Genomic DNA, 18,940 nt, shown 5'->3' on the forward strand with positions numbered 1-18,940 from the left:
GTGAACTGAACCCGACTAGCTGGACGGCTTCAGTTCATTCGAGCGGCATTCTTTATACTTACTTCAGGTATCGTTCGAACCAGCCGACGATGCGCTGCTGCAAGTCGCGCTGGTGCTCGGGCTTGCGGAAGGAATGGCCTTCGCCATCGTAAATGAACAAGCTGGACGGCACGCCCATGGCGCGCAAGCCGTGCCAGAATTCCAGCGACTGGGCGGCCGGCGTTTCCACGTCGCGCTCGCCCACGTAGATCAGGGTCGGCGTCTTGGCCGCCTTGATCGATTCGATGGGCGAAGCCTTGCGGTAGACGGCCGGATTGTCATACGCGGAGGCGCCAAAGAACGGGATCATCCACTGATTGATGCCGTTCTGGCCGTAGTAACTGATCCAGTTCGACACGCCCGCGCCCGCCACGGCCGCCTTGAAGCGGTCGCTGTGCGTGACGCCCCACATGGTCATGAAGCCGCCATACGAATGGCCGATCAGGCCCAGGCGCTGGTCGTCGACGGGGGCCACTTTTTCCACCGCATCGATGCCTGCCAGGATGTCGCGCCAGTCGCCGCCACCGAAGTCAGCCATGTTGGCACGCGTAAATGCCTGGCCCTGGCCAAAGCTGCCGCGCGGATTGGGCAGGAAGACGAAATAGCCTTTTTGCGTCAATTCCTCGATCACGGTGTTCGCTGCCACATAACGGGGCGAGGCGGCAGCGCCCGGGCCGCCATGCACGTTGACGATCATCGGGTAGCGCTTGCCGGCCTCCACCTTCAACGGTCCCAGCAGCCAGCCTTGCACCTTGTATTGCTCGTTGCTCCAGCCCACGTTCTGCACCGTCAACTGCGGCGCAAAGCCATCATTGTCGCGCGTGATCTTTTTCAGCTGGCCCACCGGTCCCGCCACCAGGTAGCTGGCGTGCGTAAAATCCTCCTGCGCGGCAGCTGCCTGCAAGCCATCGGTGCTGAACGACAGACGGCCATCGCTGCCGCTGCTGCTGAGCTCACCGAGCATTACGGGTTGAGCCGGACCGGTCTGCGCGTCGACAGGCACCAGCGCCAGCTGCGAATCGATCAGGGCCGTCGCCAGCAAGCCGGTGCCGCGCCAAACGACGCCATTGAAGGTGCCGCGATAGTCTTGTGTGAGATTGCGCGGCGTGCCGCCGGCCAGCGGTACGGTATAAATATCGCCGCCGATGGAGCCGAAGTCGCTCATCAGGCCGCCGATGAAGACCACCGTCTTGCCATCCGGCGAGACAGAAGGCAAGTTCAGCTGCATGGCGGGCGCGGCGATCACGCGCAGGGCGCCCGTGGCCGCATCAATATGGCTGAGCTTGGCAACCCACCAGTTGCTGTCGCCATTGCCTTGCGCGCTGGTGGCGACGAAGCCGCGGCCATCGGGCGTCCAGCTGTATTCATACACATAGGTGTCGCTTGGTGACAGCAAACGCGCTTCGCCGCCGCTGGCAGGCACGACGGCAATGCGCTGTGCATCGTCTTCGCTGCCCACTTCGCCCACCTGGCGTACCCCTGCTTCCACGGCACCGGCCAGCTTGCGCGCGCCCACCGTCGCCAGCAGGGCCAGCTGCTTGCCGTCAGGCGACCAGCGCGCCGTGCTGGCCACGCCTTTGATACTGGTCAACACGCGCGCCTGCGCCTGTGTCATCGTGGCCAGGTACAGATGCGCCATGCCCGCCTTGCCGTCGTAGCCGACAAAGGCCAGCTGCCTGCCATCGGGCGACCAGCTGGGCTTGTCGTAGGAACACACGGCACACGGGTCAAATTGCTGCACGATGGCGCCGTTGGCGGCGTCGCGCACGATGATGGCTGCATGCGGACGCTGCGGCTGTTCGTCGGCCTTGCTCGATTCGATGGCGGCAATGCGCTGGCCATTGGCCGACAGGGCGACGGCGCGGTAATCGCGCAGCAGCATACTGCTGGCAGGCGCTGCCTGCGCCGTGCTCCCCAGAAGGCTGCTTGCCAGCAAGCCGCATGCGGCCAAATCAGTTATTTTCATCATGTAAATTCCAGTTAAGAATAAAAAAAACCGCCGGCAAGCGCGGCGGTTTTGGATGGAGCAGACTGCATTAGCGGGCCTTCTTGCCCAGGTGCGAATGCCGTATGCTGTACAAGAAATAAATAGCCACGGTCACCGCCATCCACACGCTGAACACGACAAACGTCGTATGCGGCAAATCGCGCATGATATACAGGCAAGCCAGTATGCTCAGGCCTGGAATTACATACGGCCCGAACGGCACGCTGAAGCCTTCGATGCGGTTGGCGCCCTGTTTGTGGCGCAGCACGGGCACGGCAACCGAGACCACCATGAAGGCGGTCAGGGTGCCGATGCTGACCATGTCCCACAAATAAGTCGCATCGACGGAGCCCGCCACCACGGCGACCACCAGGCAAACGATGATGGTATTGCTGACCGGCACCAGGGTGCGCGGGTGTATCTTCTGGAACGACTTCGGGATCAGGCCGTCGCGGCTGACGGCAAACAGGATGCGCGTCTGGCCGTAAATCGTCACCAGGGTCACGCTGAAGACGGAAATGACGGCGCCAGCCGACAGCACCAGCGCGGGCCAGGTCTTGCCCGTGACATTTTGCAGGATCACCGCCAGGCCCGCTTCCTGGCCTTCGAACAGCTTGGCCTGTTGCGCGCCCAGGGCGGCCACGGCCACCAGCAGGTAAAACACGGTGACGATGAGCAAGGCGCCGAGGATGCCGCGTGGCACATTGCGTGTGGGATTTTTCACTTCGTCGCCGGCCGTCGCCACCGTATCGAGGCCGATGAAGGAGAAGAAGACGGTGCCGGCCGCGGCCGTCACGCCCGTCATGCCGGCAAAACCCTTGCTATTGTCAGTATTAAAGAAGGGAAAGAAATTGTCGGCATTGAATCCGGAAAACGCGATGACGACAAAAAACACGAGGATCGCCAGCTTGATGATGACCATGATGGCGTTCATCAGGGCCGATTCCTTGGCGCCGCGCAACAGCAAAAAGCCGCACATGCAAATCAAAAAGATGGGCGGCAGGTTGATGTGGCCGGCATGAAACTCCATGCCGTGCGGACCGGAAACGATCATCGGCGTGCGCAGCATCTCGGGAATATGCCAGCCGAAGGCATTTTCCAGGAAATTATTCAGGTAGGACGACCAGCCGATGGCCACGGCACTGCCCGCCAAGCCGTATTCCAGCAGCAAACAGGCGGCCATGATGAAGGCAAGAAACTCGCCCACGGTGGCGTAAGCAAACGAATACGAGGAGCCGGAGGCGGGAATGCGGAACGATAATTCCGCATAACACAAGGCCGTCAAGCCGGCCGTGATGGCGGCGATCAGGAAAGACAGGACGACCGATGGGCCCGCCTTGGGCACGGCTTCGACCATGGTAAAGAAAATGCCCGTGCCGATGGTGGCGCCGACGCCGATCATGGTGAGGGAAAACAGGCCGATGGACCGGCTCAAGCCACTGCTGCTGAGGCCTTCACCATAGTCGACCGTGGTATCGATCGGCTTGGTGCGGCAAAGTTTCTGGACCAGGGTTTGGCTCACTAGCATTCCTTTATGAGGCATGCACTTGAACACCTGTCAAAACCTGCTGCGTGTCGCGATTCGCGGCCTGCGATGCTCACTGTGCATTCGCACAGCTGCGCTTCTTAGCCACAACTCATTCCGCTCGCTACGGTTTTGTCAGATGTTGTTAGGAACATGACGGGTAAAAACAAGAAAAAACGGCGCTCCGGCCCTACCTGGCAAAAAACCGGAAAGATCGCGTCCATTTTCAAAACTAAGCGATTATAGGGCTTTCATCGGCTCAGCTAAACAGAACTTTGATGCAAGGAAACAACGCCAGGCGTGCGCCGGCAAACCCGCCAGCGTGCTGGCCGAGAAGAAATTGCTTTTATGAAATAAAAAGCGCGCCGCTGCAGTGGCAGGGGCGCGCTTCTGGCTCAGCTCAACTACGCTGGTTTACTTCTTGACGTGTGGCGCATCGGCCGCCGGCCAGCCTGCCTCGTAGCCTTGCGGCACGTCATCGCGCCGCTCTTTAGGCGCCAGGCCCAGCACGTAGTACAGCACCGTCAGCAGGATCAGCCAGGCTGGTCCCACCATCAGGGCGATGCGCGTATCAGGGAAATACGCCATCAGGCCGATCACCAGCGCCAGGAAAGCCAGCGAAATCCAGGAGCCGTACGGCGCGAACGGCATGCGGAAGGCCAGGTTCTTGATTTCCTGCGGGCTCAAGGTCTTGCGGAACTGAATCTGCGTGACCAGGATCACGCCCCAGGTCCAGACGGCGCCGAAGGTGGAAATCGAGGTGACCCAGATAAACACTTTTTCCGGCACCAGGTAGTTCAGCAACACGCCCAGCAGCAGGGCAAACACGGACACCAGAATGGCGCGGCGCGGCACGCCGCTGGCCGTGGTTTCCGCAAACGCCTTCGGTGCCTGGCCTTGCAGCGCCAGGTTGTACAGCATGCGGCCCGTGCTGAAGATACCGCCATTGCACGACGACAAAGCTGCCGTCAGCACGACGAAGTTGATGATGCCCGCAGCCGTCTTGATGCCCAGGCGTTCAAACGTCATCACGAACGGACTGCCGGTGGTGCCGATTTCATTCCATGGGTAAATCGACAGGATGACGAACAGCGCGCCGACATAGAAAATCAGGATGCGCCAGAACACCGAATTGATGGCGTCGGGAATCGATTTCTTCGGGTTGGCCGCTTCGCCGGCCGTCAGGCCGATCATTTCCACGCCCAGATAGGCAAACATCACCATCTGCAGCGACATCAGCACGCCCTGCGCGCCATTCGGGAAGAAACCGCCATGCGTCCACAGATTCGAGATGCCGATGGCCACGCCGTTGTTGCCGAGACCGAAGATGATCATGCCCGTGCCGCCGACGATCATCAGGATGATGGTGACCACCTTGATCAGGGCAAACCAGAACTCGAACTCGCCGTAAGCTTTCACGGCCAGCAAGTTGATGGCGCCCATGGAACCCAGAGCCGCCAGGGCCCAGATCCAGCGCGGTACGTCGGGGAACCAGATGCCCATGTAGATGGCGACGGCGGTAATTTCAGCCACGCACGTGACCAGCCACAGGAACCAGTAGTTCCAGCCCGTCAGATAGCCTTGCAGGGGGCCCAGATAATCCTGGGCATAGCGGCTGAAGGAGCCGGCCACCGGATTGTGCACGGCCATTTCGCCCAGGGCGCGCATGATCATGAAGATGACCGCTCCACCGATGATGTACGACAGCATGATGCCAGGACCGGCCATCTTGATGGCGTTGCCGGAACCCAAAAACAGGCCCACGCCAATCGCTGCGCCCAGCGCCATCAGGCGTATCTGCCGCTCGCCCAGGCCGCGGTGCAAGCCTTGTTCACTCGTTTTCATTACGTGTCTCCGTTTTTTTCTTGAATACACCGATCCCTCCCCCCAATGGCGGTTCCGCTCTTGCTGGAAAGGAGGAAACGGCGAGCCGGCGGCAAGCGCCGGCATGCTCAGATGATCAGGCCAGTTCGGCGATCAGTTCGATCTCGACGCAAGCACCCAGCGGGATTTGCGCCACGCCGAAAGCGGAGCGGGCATGCTTGCCGCTGTCGCCGAAGACTTCGACGAACAGTTCCGAGGCGCCATTGGTCACCAGGTGCTGTTCCGTGAATGTGGAGGTGGAATTGACCAGGCTCATGACCTTGACGATGCGTTTGACCTTGTTCAAATCGCCGCCGCACGCGTCTTGCAGGGTGGCGATCAGTTCGATGGCGATGCCCCGCGCTGCAATCTTGCCTTCTTCCGTGGTGACGTCCTTGCCCAGTTGACCGACCCAGACCTTGCCATCCTTCTTGGCCAGGTGGCCGGACAGGAAGACGGTGTTGCCCGTGCGGGCATGCATCACGTAAGCGGCAGCTGGCGCAGCAACGACTGGCAATTCGATGTCGAGGGCCTTGAGTTTTTCGTAAAACGACATGCTATTTCTCCAAGAAAACAATATAAACGAAACCGAAATTCATCAGCAGCAGAAAAAGGATGATGGCGGGATGACGGCGCCCTGGCAGCGCGGCAGTGACCGACAACAGCGCCAGATTAAACGTCATCATATTGGTGAACCAGCAGTTTTAGTTCACAAATAGGCCCGGTTATTCAGTGGATTATACCGACAATCAAACAAAATTCAGCATCGCTTCATGAAGCATGCTCTACAGGCATCGAGCGTGACTTTTTTCACTTGATTATCTTTTATGCATTGTCAAGCCCTCTGGGTCAAGCTTCAGGCCATCCAGAAATGCGCGGTCGTGCGATACCACAAGTAACGCCCCCTGATATTGCAGCAGCATCTGCTCCAGCGCCTGCAGGCTGGCCAGGTCCAGATGATTGTCGGGTTCATCGAGCAACAGCAGTTGCGGCGGCGCCTGCGCATACAATTCGGCCGCCAGCGCCACCTTCATGCGCTCGCCCCCGCTGAGCAAACGGCTGGGCATGGTGGCGCGCGCGCCGGCGATGCCCAGCAGCGCCAGCCGCGTGCGCAAGGCCCCTTCCGCCACAGTGCTATTGCGTGCTTGCAAGCGTTGCACGGCGCTCCACTCGCCGTCTTGCAGTCCAGCATGCTGGTCCAACCACGCCACCTGCGCATGGCAGCGCAGTTCGCCGCTGGCGGGCGCCAGCTGCCCGGCGATCACGCGCAGCAGCGTCGACTTGCCGCTGCCATTGTCACCCGTCACGGCCAGCCGGCGCGGGCCGCTCAGTACCAGGTTGATGGCGTGCGCCTGTCCATGCGGCAAGACCAGCCCGCGCAGCTCCAGGATCAGTTTCCCGTTGGGCACCAGGCTCTCGGGCGCCAGCAGCAGCCGTTCGGTCTCGGGCGCACAGCGGGCGCTGGCCTCCATCACGCGTTGCTGGCGCGCCTGCTGCGCCTCTTGCGCGCGCAGGCGCAGCTTGCCCTGGCTATCCTGGCTTTTCTCCTTTTTCGCATCCAGCAGGAGCTTGCTTTGATTGCCTTCGCGTCCCTCGCGCTCACCGCGTCCGATCCTGCGCTGCTGGCGCTCGGCTTGCTGCTGCGCCTCGCGCTGTTCGCGCCTGGCCCCGGCCTTTTCCGCCTGCAGGGCAGCGGCGTAGCCGGCCTGCTCCAGCGCGCGCTGCTGCGCATACAAAAGGTAATTACCGCCATAGCTGCGCAAGCCCTGCGACGACAACTCGGCGATTTCATCGACGTGCTCCAGCAGGGCGCGGTCATGGCTGATCAGCAGCAAGCCGCCCGGCCAGCGCGCCATCTGCGCCACCAGGCGGGCGCGCTGCTGCGCATCGAGATGGTTGCTCGGTTCATCGAGCACCAGCCAGTCCGCCTGCGACAGCCAGGCACCTTGCAGGGCGATGCGCTGGCGCTCGCCACCGCTCAGGCTACTCGTCGGCGTGTCGGCATCGACATGGCCTAAATCAAGCGCATCGAGCGCCTGGCGCAAACGGGCGTGGGCATCCCAGCGTTCGCCCACCAGTGCGTAGTCGGCCTCATCGACGCTGCCTTCCGCAATGCGATCCAGCGCGGCCAGCAAGTCCTCCATGCCGGCAAGCGCCGCCACGCTGGGATAGTGTTGCGGATCGAGTTCCTGCGCCACGTAATGCAGGCGGCCATCACAGCGCACGGTGCCAGAAGACGGCTGCGCCTGGCCCGCCAGCAGGCGCGCCAGCACGCTCTTGCCCACGCCGTTATCGCCGACGAGGCCGATACGTTGCGGGGCAAAGGTCAATTGCAAATCGGAAAACAGGGCGCGGCCATCGGGCAGCACAAAGGAAAGACGGTCGAGTTGTAGTAATGCAGGCATGGATACTCCTTGAGCAAGGCTGGCGAACCCGCGCGGCGCAATGATGCGCTGGCGGAATGGGCGAGGCCGTGCACAGCACGGCAGTATCAATGGCGCATGTCGAAGCGTCCTGGAAGATGGGAAAGAAACGTCAGTGTAGCAGAGCAGGGCCGTTAGAGCCTATCCCAGTAGGGAGCGTCTTTTACAAGCAGCACATCAGGAGCGCGGACAAGGCGCGAGGAGGACGCGTGGCGAGCCACGCGACGACGAACAACGCAGTCCCCGCTTCTGAGGGGCGCTTGCAAGAGATGTATTCATCTACTGGGATAGGCTCTTAGCGCTGGCCCAGGGTCGTGTCGCCGAACAGGTTCTTGTACTCGCGCGGCTGCGAACGCCAGTACTGCGGCGGCGCCTGCACTTGCGCGCCCAGCTGGGCCGCCGCATGCCAGGGCCAGCGGGGGTCGAACAGGATGGCGCGCGCCAGCGCCACCATGTCGGACTGGCCGTTGGCAATGATGTCTTCGGCCTGCTGCGCCTCCGTGATCAAACCCACGCTGATGGTGGGCAAGCCGCTGTCGCGCTTGATGCGTTCGGCAAATGCCACCTGGTAGCCGGGTCCCACGGGAATTTGCTGCTGCGGCGAAATCCCGCCGCTTGAGACGTGGATGAAATCGGCACCCAGCTGCTTGAGTTCCTGCGCGAAACGCACGCTTTGCTCGATTTCCCAGCCCCCATCGACCCAGTCGGTAGCGGAAATGCGCACGCCCACGGCCACGCTGTCGGGCACGGCGGCGCGCACGGCTTCATAGACTTCCAGCGGAAAACGCATGCGGTTTTCCAGGCTGCCGCCATACGCATCGGTGCGCTGGTTGGACAGGGGCGACAGGAACTGGTGCAGCAAGTAGCCGTGCGCCGCATGCAACTCGATGCCTTCGATGCCCAGCGCATGCACGCGTTGCGCGGCCGCGACAAAGGCGCCCTTGATTTGCAGCAAGCCCATCTCGTCCAGGGCGATCGGCACCGTTTCGCCGGGTGCATGGGCGATGGCGGATGGGGCCACCGTTTGCCAGCCGCCCTCGGCCAGGTGCACGCAGGAGCCGCCCTGCCAGGGCGCGCGGCTCGACGCCTTGCGTCCCGCGTGGCCCAGCTGCACCACCAGCGGAATCGGCGCGTGGCGGCGGATCGCCTGCACCACCTTGTCCAGCGCGGCCTGGTTGGCATCCGACCACAGGCCCAGGTCATCGGCCGAGATGCGTCCCTCGGGCGAGACGGCCGTCGCTTCCGTCATCAGCAAGCCCGCGCCGGACAGGGCTAGGTGGCCCAGGTGGATCATGTGCCAGTCGGTGGCGTTGCCGTTGTCGGCAGAGTACTGGCACATGGGCGCGATGGCGATACGGTTGGCCACGTGCAGCGGCCCCAGTGCATACTGCGTGAATAGCTGGCTCATGGCGAACTCCGGACTAGGGGAAACCCCGATTCTACTGTGCTTTGAAAAGCGCGGCTTACACCTGCTTACGTTTGATACAGCGCACCGTCTAGCCTTGCGGGCAGCACACCGTTAATCTGGACACATCAATAACAGCGCAACACCTTGCCACCCAGGAGAACACATGAACACGACGACCACCGCCAGCCGCATCCACCCCTTGATGGCCGGCGCCGCCATTTCCGTGACGGTGCTGTGCCTGGTGGGCGCGGCGTCCATCGCCGGCATCCTGCCCAATTCGCGGGCGAATGTGCCTGCCGCAGCGGCCGTACCTGCCGATGTGGCGGCACTGGCGCCAGCGAACGCGGCAGCCCTGACAGCGCCGGTGGCCGCACCAGTCATGGCACAGGCTGCCCCCGCTCCGGCCCCTGCACCTGTCGTGCACAAGCGCGTCGTGCACCACACGCAAGTGGCGCAGGCGCGTCCTGCCTACAATGACAACAATGATAGCTACCGCGACACCGCCTACCGCGAACCCGTACGCCAGCAGCAGCCGGCGCCAGCACCCGCCCAGCCCAACTATGTGGGCATCGGCACGGGCGCCGTCATCGGCGGCTTGATCGGCAATCAGGTGGGTGGCGGCCGCGGCAAGGCGCTGGCGACCGTGGCCGGCGTAATCGGCGGCGGCATGCTGGGCAATGCGGTACAGAACCAGGTGCAGCAGCCGCAACGATAATCAGTATCAGTCGTACGGTCCCAGATAATCGAGTTTGCCCACGGCCACGCCATTGTTTCTCAAAATGGCGTGGACCATGGAGACATGAAAATAAAAGTTCGGCAAGGCAAAGCTGAGCAGGTAATTGTCACCCGAGAATTTTTTCCCCTCGTCAGTCCAGTTCAGCACGACTTCCTTCTGCGCGCTGCCGGCCATCTGGCCCGCGTTGACGCTGTCGATGTAGGCGATGGTGTTGGCGATACGCTCTTGCAACTGCTCGAACGACGCTTCGTTATCCTCGAACTTCGGCGCCGGCACGCCGCTCAGGCGCTCGACCGACATCTTCGACGTATCGCTGGCGCGCTGCACCTGCGCCGTCAAGTCCAGCATGTCGGGCGCCAGCTGCGCGCCCAGTAAAATCTCGGGCACGATGCCATCTTCCTCCACATGGGCTTGCGCTTTTTCCAGCAGGGCCGAGACGACCCGCAAGCCGCGGATGAAGACGGGGATGGTTGCCTGATACATGGACACGGACATGGCGGACTCCTGGTAAATTAAACGATGAGCCAGTGTACCCGAGGCGCTGTTTTCCGGCAGCGCGCGCAATGCCACTCCTGTGCGCCAGCGCACCAATCAGCACAGTTGCCCTTACTTGTCCAGGTTCACCTTGCCATCGGGCGCACGCTCCGGCTGTGCCACCGGTTCTACCTGCGGCAGTGGTTGCGGCGCCTGCTTGTCCTTGCGCTTGCCGCCGAAGAATTTGACGATGGCCGCGCCGCCGCCCACCACGGCCAGGATCAGCACTTTCTTGAAAGCCAGCAGCAGCGCCAGCAACTTGCCAAACAGGCCCAGCTTGCTGGCCACGCCACCGGCAACCAGCGCCGCCAGGCCATATTCGGCCACCTTGTCCGTCTTGCTGTCGAAATCCGTGTAGCGGTTACCCTCGGTAAATTCCGTGAATGCCGTCACTTGCTGCATCTCTTTCTTGATCGCCTCGATCTGCTGCATGCCGGCGATCGCGTTCAGGTTCAGCACGCCTTCGCGGCCCAGCACACGCACGTTGTAGTTCAGCGAATGCTCGCCGCCATCGACCATCAGATCCTTGGCCCAGTACAGCTTGTGCGTATCCTTGGCATAGCTGGGTTTTTCCGCCCAGCCCATCAAATGGATGCCGGGATAACCCTGCTTCTTGCGCTCCGCGTTATTGTCCAGCACGGACGCCTGCATATCCTTGAGCAATTCGTCATATTTGATGCTGTCCGCATCGTCATCCTTGATATGGCCTTCCTTTTCATACGTGACGATGACACCCCAGCTATCGCGCTCGAGCACGCTGGTCTTGGCGGGCACGATCATGCCCAGCGAGACCATGCCAGGTGGATTACCCCAGGCATCGACCAGCACGCGTTCGGCGTCCGTCGGAGACAAATAACGGAAATTGGCCGGCAAATCCAGGGTGGCGATGCCGCCCGGCAAAGTGATCTTGCCGCGCTGCAGGTGCAACTGGGCGAGGAATTGCTCGGCGGTCATTTCCGGTGCGGCTGCCTTGTCATCGGCAGGGGCGGCAGCCGTCAGGCCGGAGAGGGTCAGGCACAGCAAGGCTGTCAGCAGGCATTTCAACATGATCGGTCCAAAAAAATTGCAAAGGGTAAATATTTTAAATCAATTGATTGCTTAATGGATAATTATTTCCATGCAGCATTTTTCCCATGAAAAAAGCGCCAATCGGGTTTCCCCGGCTGGCGCCTGATACTGCGTGATGGCTGGACGATCAGGAGGTACGCACCACCATCAGTCCCGCGCGCAAGCCCACGCGCACGTCCGGGTTCGGAAACACCACCAACTCTTCCACGTGCTGCACCGTGTACACATGATCGCCATCGCTGGCGATCACGGCGTGCTGCGGCAGGGAGGTGAAATTTTGCGTGCTGCGATCAAAAGCCATGCGGAATTCGTCGCTGTGCTTGATGATTTCCTGCGCCACCTTGAACACATGCGGCGCGGCCTTGACGGGCTGCGCAGGCAGCCCACGCAGCAAGCCATCGAGCGCCCGCGACACGTCGTCGAACAGGGACAAATCGTTCTGCCCCAGGGTGCCCACGCGGCCCAGCTCCACCGTGCTGGCGGCCGCGCCGAAATGCTCGGCCGAATAATAACTATACGTGCCGGCCGACTGCGGGTTCATGATGATGGCGCCGATGGCCGCCTGGCCCAGCCAATCGATCAGCTGCGCCTTGGCGTCGTCGGCCACCAGGTCCGGCACGATGGCAAACGTGGGGTACACGGAAGGCCGGATGGCCGTGTGCAAATCCAGGTGCCAGCGCACGGGCCCCGCCACTTCAAAGAACGCTTTTGTCGCAGCGATCATTTCATCGGCGCGCGCGCTTTCCGCCGCTTGCGCCAAGCTCCCCCGCACGGGGCGGAACATGCGATTCAGGTCGGCGTCGATAAAACGCTTGCCGGCCCGTATCGCATCGACATTACCCACGCAAACGAGCAAGTCGACGGCCAGCTTCGACGCATCGCACGACAGCGCGTCGAGCAGATGCGCCAGCACTTCGATGGGCCCCGTTTCGTCGCCATGCACGCCCACCGAGACGGCCACGCTGGCGCCGCCCGCGCCAGGTTTGACCACTTGCAGCATGCCGGGCGCCGGCAAGGCCACCGTGAAACCGGCGTTGGCAAACAGCTGCGCCACGGCGCTGAAATCGGCCTGCGCCAGCGCCTGCACGGCTGGCGGCAAGCCGCCAGCGCCCTGCACTACTTGTGTTGCTGCTTGCGTCATTACACCGCCGCTTCCACTGTCACTTTATTCACAGCCTCGGAGAGCGTCCACACGTCCAGCATGGCTTGCTCCAGTTCCGTCGCCGCCACGTAGGCCGACAGGCCCAGCGCGCCCGTCACCGCATCGACCGCTTGGCCCGCATTGCCTTGCTCGGCACGCGCCAGCACCTGCGTCAGCAATCGCTGTTGCGTGCGGCGCAGGGCTTGCTGCGCGTAGTTGCGCAACTGTTCCTGCGACTTGCCTTGCGCGGCCAGCTTCAGGCCACGCTCCAGCGTATCGATGCCCGCCTGGCTGCGCAGGGCCAGGCCCACTTGCAGGAAGGCGGCCAGGTCCATCGAAGCCGGACGCGGCACGGACAGGGCCGGGAACAGGAAGCCGGCGACGACTTCCAGCGCATCGACCGCATCCCACGCCTGCACGAAGGCCGGTTTCAGGCCAGGCACCAGCGCCGCTTCGGACTTGATGCCGACGGCTTGCAGCAGCTCGCGCTTCGATTCCGCGCCAAACAAACGGGTCAACTCAGCCAAGCCCGCGCCGCGCAATTGCTCGGCCGGCACGGACAAGACGCCGGCGATCATGGTTTGCTGCAGCACGCGCGTCTGCGCGTCGACCCTGATCGACACGTCACGCGGCACCGTCAGCGCATCGGCATCGAGCGCGTCAAACACAGGCGCCAGATTCAGTGCCACCCAGGCCTGGCCCCAGGCCAGGATCACTGCCGATTCGTCCACGCCATGTTCTGCCGCCAGGTTGCGGATCATCAGCGGGCCGCAGCGGTTGATCACTTCATTGGCCAGCACGGTGGCCAGGATAGCGTTGGCCAGCGGATGGTCGAGCGCCGAACGCGTTTCCACCAGCAAGGATGGGAAATACGGTTTCAGCACCGGCTCGGCCCACGTTTCATCCGTCAACGGCAGCGCGGAGAGGATGCGCTTGAAGCGGTTCTTCACGTTGGCAATCACCACCGCCAGTTCCGGCGTGGTCAAGCCACGGTTGTCCAGCTTGCGGCGTGCCAGTTCGGCCACCGACGGCAATTGTTCCAGTTCGCGCGACAGGGCGCCCTCTTCTTCCAGGCTGGCGATCAGGGCGGCATAGCCATCCTGCACGGCGCTTTCGCCTTGCGCCTGCAACTCGCGCACCAGCAAATGCGTCTGCTGCGTGTTGTCGCGCAAGACCAGGCGCTCAACGTCGTCCGTCATCGCATACAGCTCGCGGTTGCGTTCTTCTTCCGTCAGCTTGCCGGCATTGACTTCCACGTCCAGCCAGATTTTCACATTCACTTCATGGTCCGAGCAATCCACGCCGGCCGAATTGTCGATCGCATCGGTGAAGATGCGTCCGCCCGCCAGCGCGAACTCGATGCGGCCTGCCTGCGTCGCACCCAGGTTCCCCCCTTCGGCCACGACCTTCACGCGCAGTTCATTGCCGCTGACGCGGATATGGTCGTTGGCGCGGTCCTTCACTTGCGCGTGCGTCTCGGTCGATGCCTTGATGTAGGTACCGATGCCGCCGTTGTAGAACAGGTCCACGGGCGACTTCAGGATGCGGTGCATCAGTTCTTCCGGCGCCAGCGAGGTTTCGGCAATATCGAGGGCGGCGCGGATTTGCGGCGACAGCTCGATCGTGCGCGCGGAGCGTGGATACACGCCGCCGCCAGCCGAGATCAGTTCCTTGTTGTAGTCGTCCCACGAAGAGCGCGGCAAGGCGAACAGGCGCGCGCGCTCGTCGAACGAGACGGCGACGTCCGGTGTCGGGTCGAGGAAGATGTGGCGGTGGTCGAATGCGGCCACGAGTTTCAGCTGGCGCGACAGCAATACGCCGTTGCCGAACACGTCGCCCGACATGTCACCCACGCCGACCATGGTGATGGGCGTGGTGTTCAAGTCATGGTCCATTTCATAGAAGTGGCGCTTCACGGCTTCGAACGCGCCCTTGGCGGTGATGCCCAGTTTCTTGTGGTCGTAGCCGTTCGAGCCGCCCGAGGCGAACGCGTCACCGAGCCAGAAGCCGCGCTGCACGGCGATGCCGTTGGCGATGTCCGAGAACGTGGCCGTGCCCTTGTCGGCAGCCACCACCAGGTATGGATCGGCATCGTCAAAACACACGGTGTCGACTGGCGGGACGATATTGCCCAGGGAACGGTTGTCCGTCACTTCCAGCAGGCTGGAAATGAACAGGCGGTACACGGCTTCGCCTTCGGCCGCGATGGTTTCGCGCACGGCGTCCTTCGGCATCATCTTGCAGACAAAACCACCCTTCGCGCCGGCCGGCACGATGACGGCATTCTTCACCATCTGGGCCTTGACGAGGCCCAGGACTTCAGTGCGGTAGTCTTCCATGCGGTCGGACCAGCGCAAGCCGCCACGGGCAACGGGGCCGCCGCGCAGGTGCACGCCTTCGAAGCGGCGCGAGAACACGAAAATCTCGCGGTAAGGACGCGGTTCCGGCACCAGCGCCAGGCTGCTGGTATCGAACTTGAAGATGATTTTGTCGCCTTCCTGATTGTTCTGGAAGTAGCTGGTGCGCAGGGTGGCGGCCATCAGGTCGGCCAGCGCGCCGAGGATTTCCTCGGTGTCTGCGTGGTTCACGGACGGCAGGCCGGCCTTGATGGTGGCGATCGCCTCCAGGGCAGCAGCGTGCTGCGCGTCGGACAGCGACGGATCGAAGCGCTGCAGGAAGGCGTCGACCAGGGCTTTCACGTGGGCCGGCTGCTTGCGCAGGCTTTCGGCAATGTAGCGCACCGAGAAGCGGCTGCCCGTCTGGCGCCAGTAGCTGGTGTAAGCGCGCACCAGTTGCACTTCGCGCGTCGACAGGCCGCCTTCGATGACCAGGCCATTCAGGCGGCCATCTTCAGCTTCATCGTTGAACAGCGCGGCAAACAGTTCCTGCGCCACGGCGACGACGGATGGCTGCGCCAGTTTCGCCGCGCTGGCGGCATCGACCGTCAGGCTGGTAACGAAATAGCGCGTGCCGTCCGGCGGCGAAATCGAAAAGGCTTGCTCGCGATCGATGGCCACGCCCGCGTTATGCAGCGCCGGCAGGATGGCCGACAGCGGCGGCACTTTGTTGGCCGAATACAGGCGGATGGTGGTGACGGCACCCGTCTCGATGCGCACGGCAACATGCGATGGATCGGTGTTGCGCAGGATGGTGTCGAGGTCGCGGAAGGCGACGGCGGGCGCCGTGGCGGCCACGTAATCGAGCGGCAGTGTGGCGCACAACTTGCGCAGGCTGGTGCGCAGGGCCACGTCGGGCACGGCGTCGGCCACGGCGGCAAAGCCGTTATGCCAGCCATCGAGCACGCCCAGCAACGGCTGTTCGATATCCGTTTCCAGGTCCAGCGGGTAACGGGCGGCGTGGGCGATCAGGTAGACGCGCGCCAGGGGGCCGTCGGCCACCAGGGTTTGCGTGCTCACATGCGTGGCGCCGGAACTGGCTTGCAGGGCCTTTGCCAGGCTCGATGCCACGCTGGCGCTGTAGCGCTCGCGCGGCAGGTACACCAGCACGTTCAGGTGGCGCGCATACACGTCGCGGCGCGCGAAGACCTTGGTGCGCGGCTGCTTGTACAGCGAGACGACGGCACCGCATACTTGCGCCAGCCAGTCGAGGTCCGCTTCCAGCGCTTCGGTGCGCGGCAGGGATTCGAGAATTTCACGGAATTTCTCGGCGCGGAAGCCTTGCTGGCGCACACCGGCCAGGCTCAATACCTTGGCCACGCGGCCACGCGCAAATGGCAGCGCTGCCAGCGGCGTGGAGTTGCCGGCACGGGTAAACAGGCCGACAAAGCAATGCTCGCCCAGGATCGCGCCTTGCGCATCCATGTCGCGCACGCCGATGAAATCGAGCTGCTGGTCGCGGTGCAAAGTACCCGCCACGTCGGCCTTGACGATGGACAGCGCCGATTCGCGCTTGGCCAGGGTGTCGAAGTCGCCGGGAATATTCGCCAGGCAGGTGCCGTAGACTGGGTGTGCCGTATCCTGCAGCACGCCGACGCGGCTGGGAATATCGCGTTCCAGTTCGCGCACGCCCGGCTTGACGCGGTAATAGGCGTAGCCGAACACTTCAAAGCCGCCGCTGCGGGCCCACTCCAAAAAGGCGGCAACTTCCGCGCCTTCTTCGCCATGCCGGGAAGCGGTCGTGGCGACGGCGGCCAGGCGCTCGCTCATGGCGGCGGCGTCGCGGCGCACGACGGCGGCGTCACGCGCCACCATGTCGATGGCGGCGACCAGCGCGGCCAGGGCTTCCGGCGCCAGCTCTTCGTCGAGCAACACCAGCACATACGATTCGAGCGGGTCGCCCGGCTGGCGCACCGCTTCCACGCTGCCGTCAGCGGCGCGGCGCACCGGCAGCACGGTATTCATCACGCCGCGCACGGCCAGGTGCTGGCGGCGCATGGCCATGACGATGGAGTCGACCAGGTACGGCATGTCTTCGTTCAGGATCAGCAAGGCGCTCGCCATGCCGCCACGGCCATCCGCATAACGCAGGGTGGCGATCTGGCAGCCGCTGCCGGTGCGCTTGGCCGCTTGCGTGAAACCGTCGATCAGCACGGGCGCCAGGCTATCGGGCGCGATATCGGCCAGGTCTTCGGCGTCGAGCGAGTCCAGCCATGCCTGCACCAGCTGCACGACAGGCGCTGCTGCCTTGTTCGCACTGCCAGCCGCGTTAATCAGCTCCAGCGTTTGTGTGCGCAAATCTTGTGGCGTGTGATTCATCTTGCATCTCCATTACGGTAATGTGAATGTCCAACGCTGTCGTTCGGGCTTGTGGCTGGGCGGCAGCGGTGTCAAGAGACGGGGGTCGCCCGTCCAATTCTGTGTTGCGGATAGTCTGTCTCGAATTTTTTTTCTGTGTTTTTTCTATCGCCTACAAGTCGTACAATCCAGGTAAGTTGAGGATGATCGTCAATTCTTCAAGCGCCGCATGCACTTCCAGCGCGAGCTGCGGGTCGGCCAGATCGCCCGGCTCCAGATGGTCGCGGTAGTGCTTCTCCACCCATTGCACCAGCCGATGGTACAACGCTTCCGTCATGATCACGCCCTGGTGCATGGCGCGCGCCTCAATTTCCGTCAGGGCCACGCGCAAACGCAGGCAGGCTGGCCCGCCGCCGTTGCGCATGCTCTGACGCAGGTCGAAATGAATCAGTTCATCGATGGGTCCACCGCTGGCCACCATGCCTTCCAGATAACGCGACACGGCGCGGTTTTCCTGGCACTCCTGCGGTATCACCAGCGCCATCTTGCCGCCCTCTTTTGTCAGCAACTGGCTGTTGAACAGATAGCTGCTGACGGCGTCCACAATTGGCACCTGGCCCGTGTCCACGCGCAGCGCCTGCAAGTCGGCACCCGTAGCGGCGACGGCGCGGCGCAGCTGCGACAGGCTTTCCTCTTCATCGGCAAACGCCTGCTCGTGATAGAACAGCACATTGCCATTGCCGACGGCGATGACGTCGTTATGGAACACACCCTGGTCGATCACGTCAGGATTCTGCTGCACGTACACAGTGCGCTTGGCGTCCAGGCCATGCAGGCGCGCCACGGCTTGCGACGCTTCCAGGGTCTGGCGCGCCGGGTAGCGCTTCGGCGACGGCGTGGAAGGATCGAACTCCACCCGACCATACACGAACAACTCAACCGATGGCGCGCCGTGGTCCGCACCCAAACGCGTGTGGTTGGCCGCGCCCTCGTCGCCAAAGGCGGGCGTCGACGGCAGCGCGTCATGCACGGCGAAGTGCTGGTCGTCGCTGAAAATGGCGCGCAGGCTGCGCGCCGACTGCGCGTGCTCGAAGGCGCGATGCAGCTTGTTATTCAGGTTGGCGGCAGTGAAATGCACGCGGTCATCCTGCGTGTCCGCCGACGGGCTGACCGTGGCGGCATTCGCCGTCCACATGGGCGATGCGGAATAGGCGCAGGCCAGGATGACGGGCGACTCCTTGTAGGCGCGCGCCAGCACTTCGGCGTCCGTGCCCGTGAAACCGATAGCGCGCAGCAGGCGGAAATTGGGCCGGTCCTGCGGCGGCAGCAAGGCTTGCGCAAAGCCGCGCGCGGCCAGTGCGCGCATCTTGGCCAGGCCCTGCAAGGCGGCCTGCTTCGGATTCGAAGCGCTTTTCACATTGCTGAACGAGGCCACGTTGCCGAACGAGAGCCCAGCGTAGTTATGCGATGGGCCAACCAGGCCGTCAAAGTTGTATTCGCGCGTGCTGTGCATGGGTACTCC

Annotated in this window: 13 protein-coding genes; 1 reads left to right on the forward strand and 12 read right to left on the reverse strand. The window is 62.9% G+C overall.

What is annotated here, in order from left to right:
- Window positions 1–58 precede the first annotated feature (58 nt).
- From ACQ4W0_RS02525 to ACQ4W0_RS02555, 7 genes are all read right to left on the reverse strand, one after another.
- Window positions 59–2,008 (reverse strand): S9 family peptidase, encoded by a 1,950-nt coding sequence (locus tag ACQ4W0_RS02525; protein WP_436575333.1) that lies wholly within the window; start codon window positions 2,006–2,008, stop codon window positions 59–61.
- A gap of 67 nt (window positions 2,009–2,075) precedes the next feature.
- Window positions 2,076–3,548: an amino acid permease gene (locus ACQ4W0_RS02530; protein ID WP_436575334.1), complete on the reverse strand. Its 1,473-nt coding sequence runs from the start codon at window positions 3,546–3,548 to the stop codon at window positions 2,076–2,078.
- Window positions 3,549–3,965: 417 nt separating this feature from the next.
- The gene (locus ACQ4W0_RS02535; protein WP_436575335.1) at window positions 3,966–5,396 is read right to left on the reverse strand and encodes an amino acid permease; all 1,431 of its coding nucleotides are present in this window, start codon (window positions 5,394–5,396) and stop codon (window positions 3,966–3,968) included.
- A gap of 115 nt (window positions 5,397–5,511) precedes the next feature.
- Window positions 5,512–5,970, reverse strand: coding sequence for a RidA family protein (locus ACQ4W0_RS02540; protein WP_096238138.1), 459 nt, complete (start codon window positions 5,968–5,970; stop codon window positions 5,512–5,514).
- Between the two features lies 1 nt (window position 5,971).
- The gene (locus tag ACQ4W0_RS02545; RefSeq protein ID WP_257561118.1) at window positions 5,972–6,100 is read right to left on the reverse strand and encodes a hypothetical protein; all 129 of its coding nucleotides are present in this window, start codon (window positions 6,098–6,100) and stop codon (window positions 5,972–5,974) included.
- Between the two features lie 132 nt (window positions 6,101–6,232).
- Window positions 6,233–7,819 (reverse strand): ABC-F family ATP-binding cassette domain-containing protein, encoded by a 1,587-nt coding sequence (locus tag ACQ4W0_RS02550; protein ID WP_436575336.1) that lies wholly within the window; start codon window positions 7,817–7,819, stop codon window positions 6,233–6,235.
- A gap of 313 nt (window positions 7,820–8,132) precedes the next feature.
- Window positions 8,133–9,245, reverse strand: a complete 1,113-nt coding sequence (locus ACQ4W0_RS02555) for an NADH:flavin oxidoreductase/NADH oxidase (RefSeq protein WP_436575337.1) — start codon at window positions 9,243–9,245, stop codon at window positions 8,133–8,135.
- Window positions 9,246–9,408: 163 nt separating this feature from the next.
- Here ACQ4W0_RS02555 and ACQ4W0_RS02560 point away from each other — a divergent pair, with 163 nt between their 5' ends.
- Entirely contained in the window at window positions 9,409–9,960 is a 552-nt protein-coding gene (locus tag ACQ4W0_RS02560) for a glycine zipper 2TM domain-containing protein (protein ID WP_436575338.1), read from the forward strand.
- A 6-nt stretch (window positions 9,961–9,966) separates the two neighbouring features.
- Here the strand turns inward: ACQ4W0_RS02560 and ACQ4W0_RS02565 are convergent, their stop codons facing one another.
- The 5 genes from ACQ4W0_RS02565 to astB form a co-directional block, all read right to left on the reverse strand.
- On the reverse strand, window positions 9,967–10,476 hold the full coding sequence (locus ACQ4W0_RS02565; protein WP_086138669.1) for a DUF1993 domain-containing protein: 510 nt from the start codon (window positions 10,474–10,476) through the stop codon (window positions 9,967–9,969).
- A gap of 111 nt (window positions 10,477–10,587) precedes the next feature.
- Window positions 10,588–11,562: a DUF2167 domain-containing protein gene (locus ACQ4W0_RS02570; protein WP_436575339.1), complete on the reverse strand. Its 975-nt coding sequence runs from the start codon at window positions 11,560–11,562 to the stop codon at window positions 10,588–10,590.
- Window positions 11,563–11,710: 148 nt separating this feature from the next.
- On the reverse strand, window positions 11,711–12,724 hold the full coding sequence (locus ACQ4W0_RS02575; RefSeq protein ID WP_436575340.1) for a succinylglutamate desuccinylase: 1,014 nt from the start codon (window positions 12,722–12,724) through the stop codon (window positions 11,711–11,713).
- On the reverse strand, window positions 12,724–17,439 hold the full coding sequence (locus tag ACQ4W0_RS02580) for an NAD-glutamate dehydrogenase domain-containing protein (RefSeq protein ID WP_436575341.1): 4,716 nt from the start codon (window positions 17,437–17,439) through the stop codon (window positions 12,724–12,726). The genes ACQ4W0_RS02575 and ACQ4W0_RS02580 overlap by 1 nt, the downstream gene beginning before the upstream one ends.
- Window positions 17,440–17,590: 151 nt before the next feature.
- Window positions 17,591–18,931: an N-succinylarginine dihydrolase gene (gene astB / locus ACQ4W0_RS02585; protein ID WP_436575342.1), complete on the reverse strand. Its 1,341-nt coding sequence runs from the start codon at window positions 18,929–18,931 to the stop codon at window positions 17,591–17,593.
- Window positions 18,932–18,940 lie beyond the last annotated feature (9 nt).

This window comes from Janthinobacterium breve (assembly GCF_051380895.1).
In the GTDB taxonomy this organism is placed as follows: domain Bacteria; phylum Pseudomonadota; class Gammaproteobacteria; order Burkholderiales; family Burkholderiaceae_D; genus Janthinobacterium.